The sequence below is a fragment of the Thermostichus sp. OS-CIW-33 genome, assembly GCF_054059615.1.
The window spans coordinates 235,698-245,939 of sequence record NZ_JBSSCH010000003.1 but is presented as its reverse complement, the minus strand read 5'-3'; the positions used below and the strand labels follow the sequence as shown (position 1 = coordinate 245,939).

Annotated in this window: 9 protein-coding genes and 2 pseudogenes; 4 read left to right on the top strand and 7 right to left on the bottom strand. The window is 57.8% G+C overall.

The window, feature by feature from the left end:
* From ACVWZG_RS03680 to ACVWZG_RS03650, 7 genes and pseudogenes are all read right to left on the bottom strand, one after another.
* Positions 1 to 105, bottom strand: a pseudogene (locus tag ACVWZG_RS03680) (IS5-like element ISSoc13 family transposase); the annotation flags it as partial.
* 47 nt (positions 106 to 152) lie between these two features.
* A pseudogene (locus ACVWZG_RS03675) lies at positions 153 to 1,081 on the bottom strand (RNA-guided endonuclease InsQ/TnpB family protein); the annotation flags it as partial.
* 201 nt (positions 1,082 to 1,282) lie between these two features.
* Positions 1,283 to 2,596, bottom strand: coding sequence for a histidinol dehydrogenase (hisD, locus tag ACVWZG_RS03670; RefSeq protein ID WP_414328849.1), 1,314 nt, complete (start codon positions 2,594 to 2,596; stop codon positions 1,283 to 1,285).
* Between the two features lie 246 nt (positions 2,597 to 2,842).
* Positions 2,843 to 3,586, bottom strand: a complete 744-nt coding sequence (locus ACVWZG_RS03665; RefSeq protein WP_457404998.1) for a hypothetical protein — start codon at positions 3,584 to 3,586, stop codon at positions 2,843 to 2,845.
* Between the two features lie 115 nt (positions 3,587 to 3,701).
* Positions 3,702 to 4,886, bottom strand: a complete 1,185-nt coding sequence (locus ACVWZG_RS03660) for an LL-diaminopimelate aminotransferase (RefSeq protein WP_457404999.1) — start codon at positions 4,884 to 4,886, stop codon at positions 3,702 to 3,704.
* A gap of 49 nt (positions 4,887 to 4,935) precedes the next feature.
* Positions 4,936 to 5,520, bottom strand: coding sequence for a TolB family protein (locus tag ACVWZG_RS03655; RefSeq protein ID WP_457405001.1), 585 nt, complete (start codon positions 5,518 to 5,520; stop codon positions 4,936 to 4,938).
* 58 nt (positions 5,521 to 5,578) lie between these two features.
* Positions 5,579 to 5,863 (bottom strand): DUF427 domain-containing protein, encoded by a 285-nt coding sequence (locus ACVWZG_RS03650; protein ID WP_414328853.1) that lies wholly within the window; start codon positions 5,861 to 5,863, stop codon positions 5,579 to 5,581.
* 153 nt (positions 5,864 to 6,016) lie between these two features.
* Between ACVWZG_RS03650 and ACVWZG_RS03645 the strand changes: the two genes are divergently transcribed.
* The 4 genes from ACVWZG_RS03645 to ACVWZG_RS03630 all read left to right on the top strand — a co-directional run bounded on the left by ACVWZG_RS03645 (position 6,017) and on the right by ACVWZG_RS03630 (position 10,022).
* The gene (locus ACVWZG_RS03645; protein WP_457415208.1) at positions 6,017 to 7,504 is read left to right on the top strand and encodes a DUF697 domain-containing protein; all 1,488 of its coding nucleotides are present in this window, start codon (positions 6,017 to 6,019) and stop codon (positions 7,502 to 7,504) included.
* A gap of 36 nt (positions 7,505 to 7,540) precedes the next feature.
* Complete coding sequence (locus ACVWZG_RS03640) at positions 7,541 to 8,305, top strand: peptidase (RefSeq protein ID WP_414387909.1); 765 nt, start codon at positions 7,541 to 7,543, stop codon at positions 8,303 to 8,305.
* 52 nt (positions 8,306 to 8,357) lie between these two features.
* Complete coding sequence (gene glyQ / locus ACVWZG_RS03635) at positions 8,358 to 9,344, top strand: glycine--tRNA ligase subunit alpha (RefSeq protein WP_414328660.1); 987 nt, start codon at positions 8,358 to 8,360, stop codon at positions 9,342 to 9,344.
* A 150-nt stretch (positions 9,345 to 9,494) separates the two neighbouring features.
* Positions 9,495 to 10,022, top strand: coding sequence for a low amplitude/bright protein LabA (locus ACVWZG_RS03630; RefSeq protein ID WP_011431737.1), 528 nt, complete (start codon positions 9,495 to 9,497; stop codon positions 10,020 to 10,022).
* The last annotated feature ends 220 nt before the right edge of the window (positions 10,023 to 10,242 follow it).

Genomic DNA, 10,242 nt, shown 5'->3' with positions numbered 1-10,242 from the left:
AAACTGTTTGCAGTTTGCTTCTTTCCCAATGTTAACTCTCTCTTCTGTCTGTAAAAAAGCCAATATCTTCTGCCATTTGTTTTCATCTAAAAAAACCAACTTCATCCTCTTTCCTCTATAAATTATTCTCTCTATCCTAACATAAGATCAACACGACCTAGTCGGGTTCTAGCAACACCTTTGATATTCAGGGCTTCGTACCCAATATGCTTGCCCTTGCTTACCAGCCAGTTCGCTGTTTTGTCATGAAAATCTTTGCGCTGAGATAGTGGTTAGTGGATAGTCACTATTCACTATCCACTGGTCACTATCCACTAGTCACTAGCCATAGGCGGTTTGACCCCTTCTTCTCGCGAGACAAGGCTCGCTGCAACCTCTTGAGCCTGAGCTCTGCCTTGCGATAGTACTGGGGAACTGGAACAGACTCCCCCGCGTCGGTCACCAAAAAGGAGTCCAGTCCCATGTCGATCCCCATCGTGTTCTCCAGTGTTGGCGGGTCAGGGGTAAATACGGGGACAGATGAATCTTGCAGGCTCAAGGTCACATACCACCCGTCTGCCTTGCGGGTGATGGTAGCAGTCTTGATGACAAAACCGTCAGGCAAAGGACGGTGCTGAATTATGCGAACAGCACCGATTTTTGGCAGATGGATAAACTGCCCGCAAATGCAGTCTTGTTTCATCTGGGGGAAACTGAAGGAGCGATACCGCCCAACTCCCTTGAATCTGGGTTTCCCTGCCCGCTTGCCGTTACCGTCCCCCTTCAGCCAGCGGTCGAATGCTTTGTGCACTCGCTCTATGCAGTTTTGGAGGACTTGCGAATGGATGGCTCTGTACTGCGGAAACAGGGCTTTCGTCTTCACCAAGTCCCGTTTCTGGGAGTAGAAATCGGGATTGTCTTTTAACTCAGGCAAGTGACAGATTAAGGGACAAGCATTGATGTCACAGCGATTGTGTTCCCACCACGCAAAGCGCTCTGCCAAGCGATAGTTATAGTGCTTCCGCAACAACTCTAGCTATTGCTCCATTAGAGCAACTTGGCTAGAGGTAGGGCGTAAGCGATATTGATAGGCAGTTCTCATGATGAGTTTATAAAAGTTCTCATGATGAGCGTATAAAATCCTGCTACGCCGGTCATAGCACCAGTAAGGACAAAGCATCGTGTCCTTGCCTCTCATCCCGACCCTCACCCTGGATAGTGGTGAGTGGATAGTGACTAGCCACTAGTCACTAACAGAGGGTGGGGCTTCCCGGCGGTCTAGCTAACTGCGACCAGGGCTTGATTAGCGCTCCTCCGCCAACCGCACCTGTACCGACTGGCCGTGGGCGGGCAACCCTTCCGCTTGTGTGAGAGCCTGAATGGCGCTGGCCACCTCCCGCAAAGCCGCTGAGCTGTATTGAATCAGACTGGAATGCTTTAGGAAAGTTTCCACCCCCAAAGCCGAGGCATAGCGGGCCGCACCGGCGGTGGGCAAGGTATGGTTGGGGCCAGCCAGGTAATCTCCTACCGCCTCCGGAGTATGGTGGCCCAAGAAAATGGCCCCCGCATGGCGAATGGGATCCAGCAAAGCCCAGGGATCTGCCACCTGCAGTTCCAAATGCTCTGGCGCAAACAGGTTGGACAAAGCCACCGCCGCCGTCAGATCCGGCACCACCGCAATCAGCCCGTAATTCACCACCGACTTTTCCACCATCAGACGGTTGGGATGGGCCTCCATCTGGGTGGCCACCGCCTGCTGCACCTGCTGGGCCAGCTGGAGATCGGTGGTCAGAAGGATGGCCGCCGCCAAGGGATCGTGCTCGGCTTGGGCCAGCAAATCGGCAGCCACATAAAGGGGGTTGGCGCTCTCGTCGGCGATGATCAACACCTCCGATGGCCCGGCCAGCGAGTCGATCCCCACCGTGCCGTACACCAGCTTTTTGGCCAAAGTTACGTAGATGTTGCCGGGGCCGGTGATCACGTCCACCTTGGGGATGGTCTCGGTGCCGTAGGCCAAAGCCCCTATTGCCTGAGCCCCTCCAACGCGATAGATGGTGTGGATGCCTACTTCTTGGGCGGCCACCAAAATGGCCGGGCTAATCCCCTTGCCCCCCGAGCCGTCGGATCCCGGTGGCGTCACCATCACAATCTCGGGCACCCCTGCCACCTGGGCCGGGATGGCGTTCATCAACACCGTGCTGGGATAGGCGGCTCGCCCTCCCGGAATGTAGAGGCCGGCGCGATCCACAGGGCGGTATTGCTTGCCCAAGACGATCTCAGGGCCGGGAAAGCTTACCCAACTGCTGGGCACCCGCTGCCGGTGAAAAGCTTCAATGCGCTGCTTGGCCAGCCGTAGGGCTGAAAGCAACTGCGGAGATACCGCCTGGTAAGCTGCCTCTAGCTCGGCCCCAGACACCTTCAGCTCGGCAACGCTCAGCTCCACCTGGTCGAACTCAGCCGTATAGGTCAGCAGGGCCCGATCCCCCTGACGGCGTACCGCTTGCAGGATCTCCCGCACAGTTGCTTCGCGGTGCAGGTTCTGGTCAGCCTGAGTGCGCTCCGAGATCCGTCTGAGCTCGGCTTCAGCCTCGGCTAGCTGGGTGACGATTCTCAGCATAGCGACTCCTTCGCGTAGAGTGCCGCAACCCCATAGTAACGAGGGATCCGGCGGCATCGCGGTAGCAAAGCGGATCTTTCGCTGGGTCGGCTTGCGGCGACAAGAAGGGACATCCCCAGGCAGGGATCTTGTCTGCACCTGGCGCGATCCGGGTTGACCATGGTCATAGCTTAGCCTGGATTTTCCTCGACCAAGAGCCGGGTAGAGTTCGCCGATAGCCCTACTTAGGAAAAAGCCTGCCCCTTTTCATAGGCGCAGTTCTGACGATTTGATCAAGTTGCGAAAATCGTGGATTACCTCTTCACAGCGACGGAAAAAAGCCAGCACCCAATCCCGTAGCACCCTTTGCTGAGATTCGTCCAGTTCCTTGAGGGATCCCCGGTAGTGGATCTGGCCGCTGCGCTCGATCTCGAACTGGTTCAGCCATTCTGCTTGGGATCCCTGGCGTTCCACCACTTCCTGCCGTGCTGCCTTCCAATAGTTGACGATCACCGCCTTGCCCAAATAGCCGGTTGTCATCTGGCAGAGACGGTTCAGAGATTGCACGAAGACATCCATCTCCATGCGCGGGCCCGCCGCAGGAGCGGAACTGGGCTGGGTAGCGTTCCGGCCTGCCTCCGCCTGGCTGGTAAATAGACGAAAGGTGGCTAAGCCCTTTGGCGTATCCTGCTGCAGCTCGGCTCGCAGGCGGTTCACGGCCAAGGTGTAAACCGGCATCACCAGCTCGTCATTCACCGCCACCAGCAGCGCCCATTCCGGCCCGAGGGGGTAAACGAAGACCCGCTGCTCGGCAAACTGAAAATCAAAATAGTCAAGTCCTGGGGGCATGGTCTGCAAAACTTGAAACAGCCCTTCGGTGAGGGCCTGTTGCTGTCGGCTATCCAAATCCTGAAAAGAGCGGTAGAAAAAAGGGCGACCTGTCCGACTCAAGAGCGCCACCCCCATCACCCCGCGGATGGACAAAAAACTGTCGAGCGTTTCCTTCTCCATGCCCACTCAACTTGGGTAACACTCTTACTCTTATCCTGACTTAGATTGCCCGAGGGTGGGCGAGCACAACCAACCGAGAGCTGGATGCTCGATGTTTGGGATTGATGTTTGGGATTTAGGAAATGCACCGGGACAAAAACGCCTCGATCCGTCCCACTGCCTCCTCCAGACGGGATCCCTCGACCACCAAAGCAAAGCGGACATAGCCTTCCCCACTGGGGCCAAAGCCAGAACCGGGAGACAGGGCAACCCCTGTGGCTCTCACCAAGTCCAGACAAAACTGGGCAGAAGAGCCGCGATAAAACTCCGGCAGAGGCGCCCACAGATACATGGTGGCTTCTGGCAAGGGCACAGGCCAACCCATGCGGTGCAGAGCCGCCACGGCTATATCCCGTCGCTCGCGGTACACCTGCCGCCAGCGCTGCAAAAAGCTATCGGGAACTGTCAAAGCTGCTGCTGCCCCCCGCAGAATGCCCTGGTATTGGTGGAAGTCGATGGTGGATTTCACCCACCGCAGGGCTCGGATCAGCTCCCGGCTGCCAATGGCGTAGGCTACCCGGAATCCCCCCATGTGATAGGACTTGGAGAGAGAAAAAAACTCGATGGTGCGGGTTTTATCGGGATCCGCCTGCAGCGCAGAAGGGGCCACCTGGCCGTCGAAGCGCCAGTCCACATAGGGAAAATCGTGGGCCAGAACGATGTCGTACTGCTGACAAAACTGCAGGGTTTCTTGCCAAAACTCCGGGGTGACGGTGGCAGTGGTGGGGTTGTGGGGGTAGTTCAACACCAGCAGCCGCGCCTGCCGGCAGATCGCTGCCGGGATCCGATCCCAGCGGGGCAAGAAGCGGTTTTCCGCCCGCAGGGGCAGGTAGTAGGGGATCCCGCCCGCCAGATGGATCCCGCCCACGTGAGAGGGATAGGCCGGATCCGCAACCAAAGCAACATCGCCGGGGTTGAGCAGGGCCAGGGGCAAGAGGGCCGTTCCCTGCTGGGATCCGATCAACGGCAGCACCTCTGTTTCCGGATCGATCTCCAGGCCGAACTTCCCCATGTACCACTTGGCGCAGGCAGACCGAAAGTCCGCCGTGTCGTGAAACAGCGTGTAGCCATAGGTAGAGGGATCCGACAGAGCCGATTGGATGGCCGCCAAGGAGTCTGAAGGTGGGGGCAGATCGGAGGATCCCAGAGACAGATCGATCACATCCAGGCCAGAGCGACGAGCCTCTCGCTTGGCTCGATCCATTTGGTCAAACACATTGCCGCCGAGGGGCTGAAGTCGCTGGGCGAGGGGAATCGACATGCAACAACTCTTGCAAAGCAGGGGGGTCTATCCTAGCTTGAGGATCCCCTCAGGGATTGTCGTCAGCATTGGGGGAAGAAGGTGAGGTTGGACGCGTGCTGGCCGCCGGCCCCCGGTCGAAAATCTCGATGTGCCACTGTCCTTGGCCGTTGCTCTCAAAAGCGATAAACCGGCCATCGCCGCTGATGGTGGGGTTGCGCACATCTCCTGGCACCCGGCTGCTGATGTTTTCTATCCTGCGAGTTTCCCGGTCGTAGAGGAAGATCTCAGACTTGCCCAGAGCATTGGACACGTAGACGATGTAGCGGCCATCAGCGCTGATGTCGGGCGAGGTAGCCGCCACGTCGCTGGAGTTGAGGCCGGGCAGATCCACCAAGCGACGTTCCACCGTGTCGTAGAGAAAAATATCCTGGCTGCCGCTGCGGGCCGAGGAAAACACCAGGTAGCGGCCATCTCCGTTGAAAGCAGGCTCCCCATCGGGGAAGATGCTGTTGAGGCCACTGTTGGTCAGGCTGGGACGCGGGGTGCGAAAACCTGCGGGGCTGCAGCCCAACAGCACCAGGCTCAATCCGGCCGGGCCCAGCTTTCTCGCCCACCGGGCCGCGCCAAACAGGATCCGGCCATTGGTCAGCATGGCATCGCCTCTCCAACCCACTCTTCCCATCATACCCGGTTGACAAACTCGGCTCCGGCTAGGGCTCCACCTTGACACCCTTCCAGAAGGCCACATAGCCCCGGATGTTGGCCGCAGCGGGTTTGGGATCCGGGTAGTACCAGGCGGCATCTTTGTTCTCCTGGCCGTTGACCACGAGGGTGTAGTAGCTGGCCTCCCCCTTCCAGGGGCAGGTGGTGTGGGTAGAGCTGGGCTGGAAGTATTCCCGGCGCAGAGATTCCGGCGGAAAATAGATGTTGCCTTCTACGGTTTCGTAGCGGTCTGTCTCCGCCACCACCACCCCATTCCAGATAGCCCTGGGCATGGAAAACCTCCTCTTGCCAAGTTTTGGATATCGGATTTTTGAGTTGCGGATCCCGGCGGCTGAGGCCGCCTTGCTTTGAGCTTAACTCTTCCCTTCCTCTTATGATCGTCTTGTATTGTCCCTTGTATTGTCCGATGAGAAGCTCTCTGTCCGGTGGGGAAGCCTGCCGATCCCGAGAGCAAAGTGGAGTCTTTTAAGGGCTGCTTCCTACCGCTATTGAGCGCTACGGCTATGGCTCGCCGCAACACCCTACAAGATGACCTCAACTACCAACAAGCCAAGCGCAGCCTGCGCCAGTGGGTGGCCCAACTGGATCTGCGCCCCCAAGAGGTCGCGGGCTTAGAAGGGGAGTTGGAGAGCTTGCAAGCGCTCTTGGACAAGCTGGAAACCGAGGTCATCCACATCGCCGCCTTTGGTCTGGTGGGGCGAGGCAAGTCTTCCCTGCTCAATGCCCTGCTGGGCGAGCCAGTCTTTGAGACGGGGCCCACCCATGGCATCACCCGTACCCAGCAAGCGGCAACTTGGAACATCAGCTGGGAAACCCGCCCCCAGTCCTCCTTCTCTGGCACATCCCTGCAGGGATCCCGCCTCCCCCCTTCCTCGGTGCAGTCGGTACAGGTCGCCCATTGGCAGGGATCCCGTCTGGAGCTGATCGACACTCCCGGCCTGGATGAAGTAGACGGCGAAGAGCGGGCGCGGCTGGCCCAAGAAGTGGCCCAGCGAGCGGATTTGATCCTGTTTGTCGTCTGCGGGGATCTGACGCGGGTGGAGTTTGAGGCTCTGGCCACCCTGCGGGAGGCGGGCAAGCCTATGCTGCTGGTGTTCAACAAGATCGACCAGTACCCAGAGGCAGATCGCCAGGCCATTTACGACAAGATCCGCAACGAACGGGTGCGGCAGCTCCTTTCTCCCAACGAGATCGTCATGGTGGCGGCCTCCCCTCGCGTGCCCCGCCTGGTGCAAAGGCCGGATGGGAGCTTTGCTGCCCAGATGGAAGTGGGATCCCCGCAGGTGGATGAGCTGCGCCTGAAAATCCTGGAAGTCCTGCATCGGGAGGGGCGTTCGCTGCTGGCCTTGAATGCCCTCCTGTTTGCCGATCGGGTTAACCAGCAGGTAATTGAGCGCAAGCTGCAAACCCGTGCCCAGCAAGCCCAAGACCTCATCGCCTCAGCCGCCCGCACCAAAGCGCTGGCGGTTGCCCTCAACCCCATCACCCTGCTCGATACCTTGGGAGGGCTGGCCATCGATGTCACCCTGATCCTGCGCCTGGCCCGCCTGTACGGCTGGCCCATGAGCACTGCAGGAGCCACACAACTGCTGCAGAAGATCATCCTCAGCATGCTCAGCCTGGGCGCCGGCGAGTGGGTGGCGCTGTTGGGCCTGGGATCCCTGAAAACCTTGCTGGGGGGATTCTCTCTGGGAGCCTACGGTTCCGTGGCCCTGACGCAGGCGGTGTTGGCCGGGTTTTCCTGCTATGCCATCGGCGAGTCCGCCCGCCGCTACCTGGCCCAGGGAGCCAGTTGGGGGCCAGAGGGCCCCAAAGCCGCCATAGCCCAGATTTTGGCCGATTTGGACGAAGCCTCGATCACCGCCCGCCTGCGGGAGGAAATCCGCCACAAAATCGGATTTGCTTTCCCCTGACCCTCTACAATCAAAAAGCCGAGCCGCGTCGTCCTCATGACCTACTGCCTTGGCATCATCACCCGCTTTGGCTTGGTGATGGCGGCAGATTCCCGCACCAACGCCGGGGTGGACTACGTCTCCACCTACCAAAAGCTGTTCGATTTTTCCGTGCCCGAAGAGCGGGTGATCTTGATCTGCACCTCCGGCAACCTGTCCATCACCCAGGGCGTTTTGACCGAAGTGCAGCGGGATCTGCGCCAACCGGAAAGTTCCAATCTCCACACCTTTCCCCACCTCTACGACGTGGCCCGCTACCTGGGATCCAAAATTCGTTACATCCAGGAGCAAGACCGACCCTGGCTGGAAAAGGACGGTATCGACGCCCAGTGCAGCCTGTTGTTGGGGGGACAGATCCGAGGCGAAGAGCCAGCCCTCTTTTTGATCTACAGCCAGGGCAACTGCATCCAGGCCACCCCGGAAACCCCTTTTTTGCAGGTGGGGGAAACCAAATACGGCAAGCCAATCTTGGATCGCACCCTCTCCTACGAAACCTCGCTAGCAGATGCGGCCAAATGCGCTCTCCTTTCCATCGACTCCACCATGAAATCCAACATCTCCGTCGGCCCCCCCATCGATTTGGTGATGGTGCAAGCGGATCAGTTCAAGGTCACCCACCGTCTGCGCCTGCGCACCGGGGATCCCTACCTGGCCAAGATGCGCAAACTGTGGGAGAGCGCCCTCAAACAAGCCTTCGACCAAATGCCCCCCATCGAGTGGGACTACTCGGATCCAGCTGATCGGGAAGAGCTGCTCGACTGAGAGGGGGAGATTGGTAGGATAGGGGTTAATCCATCTCTGCCCAACCCCTGCCATGTCAGCCCACACCTTTCAAGACTTGATCTTTCGCCTGCAACAGTTTTGGGGGGAGCAGGGCTGCTTGATCCTACAACCCTACGACCTGGAAAAAGGCGCCGGCACCATGAGCCCCCACACGTTTTTGCGCGCCTTGGGGCCGGATCCCTGGCGAGTGGCCTATGTCGAACCCTGTCGCCGCCCCACCGATGGACGCTACGGTCAAAACCCCAATCGCCTGCAGCACTATTTTCAATACCAAGTGTTGATCAAGCCCTCCCCCGATGACATTCAAGATGTCTACCTAAATAGCCTGCAAGCTTTGGGCGTGAACCCGGCAGAACACGATGTTCGCTTTGTGGAAGATGACTGGGAATCTCCCACCTTGGGGGCTTGGGGCGTGGGCTGGGAAGTGTGGCTGGACGGCATGGAAGTAACCCAGTTCACCTACTTTCAGCAGGTGGGCGGACAAGATTGTCGCCCGGTTTCTGTAGAAATTACCTATGGGCTAGAGCGCCTGGCCATGTATCTGCAGGGGGTGGATTCGGTTTTCGATCTCTGCTGGAATGAGCATCCTTCTCTGGGACGGATTACCTATGGACAAATCTATTTCCAAAATGAGGTCGAGCAATCTTATTACAACTTCGAGTATTCCGATCCGGAGATGCTACTGGAATTGTTCCGGCTCTACGAAGCCGAGGCCAAGCGTTTGATCGAAACCACCCAACAGAAACTGCAGAAACAGGTGTTGCCGGATCGGTTGGCCGTGTCTCTGCTCCTGCCCGCCTACGACTATGTGCTCAAGTGCTCCCACACCTTTAACCTGCTCGACGCTCGTGGTGTCATTGCTGTAGCCGAGCGCACCCTCTACATTGGGCGCATCCGTAACCTGGCTCGACAATTGGCGGAGCTGTACGTCAGCCAAGCGGATCGACCGGGATCCAGCTATGCCCTGCGGCAACCGGAACCCGCTTTGGTTTACAGGGGTGCCTCTCCTCAGAGTTAATTCTTGAGAAAGGGATCCCACCTTTGGCTATGATGAGAGATTGGTGTCAGCAAGGTGCTGGCTGCCCAAATGGCTCTTGTGGAAAGTCAGTGACCTCGTTTTCATCCTCTTTTTCTGACCAGTTCACCTTACTTTTTTCGGAAAAGCTTTATGTTTTACCATCATCCCGTCACTCGGGTTTCCATCTTTATTGATGGCAATAATATGTTTTATGCTCAACAGAAAAATGGCTGGTTTTTTGACCCACGCCGGGTGCTGGATTATTTTGTTAGATCACAGCCGAATGTTGAATTGGTCAACGCCTTTTGGTACACCGGCATCAAGGATCCCCATGATCAGAGGGCCTTTCGAGACGCTCTGATCAGCATGGGCTTCACTGTGCGCACCAAGATCCTCAAAGAATATCGAGATGAAGACTCCGGTCGGTACTCCCAAAAAGCAAATCTGGATATCGAAATAGTAATCGATATGTTCAACACCGTTGGCCAGTACGATAGGATCATTCTATTTAGCGGCGATGGAGATTTTGAGCGGGCCGTCGAGCTGTTGCGTTCCAAAAACACGCTGATTACAGTTGTCTCCACCGAAGGGATGATCGCCCGCGAGCTGCGCAACGCCACCGACCGCTACATCGACCTCAATGACATTCGCCCCTACATTGAGAAGTTAGACAAGTAGTGCTTTGGGCAGGGTTCTGGACTGCTTCCTCTGCCGTCGGGTCAGACCCATAGCCTCCTGGCGAGCTGGCGACAACACCGCCTAAGTTCGTTCTGGCTTTTTCCATCTTCACGGATCCCATCCCTGCCACACAAGCGGCACGTCTGTTGTACCGGCTCTAGTCAGCGCTGCCGGAAAGGAGCTGTCCCGGCCAATTCCAGTAGGGTGCTCTGGTGTCCGG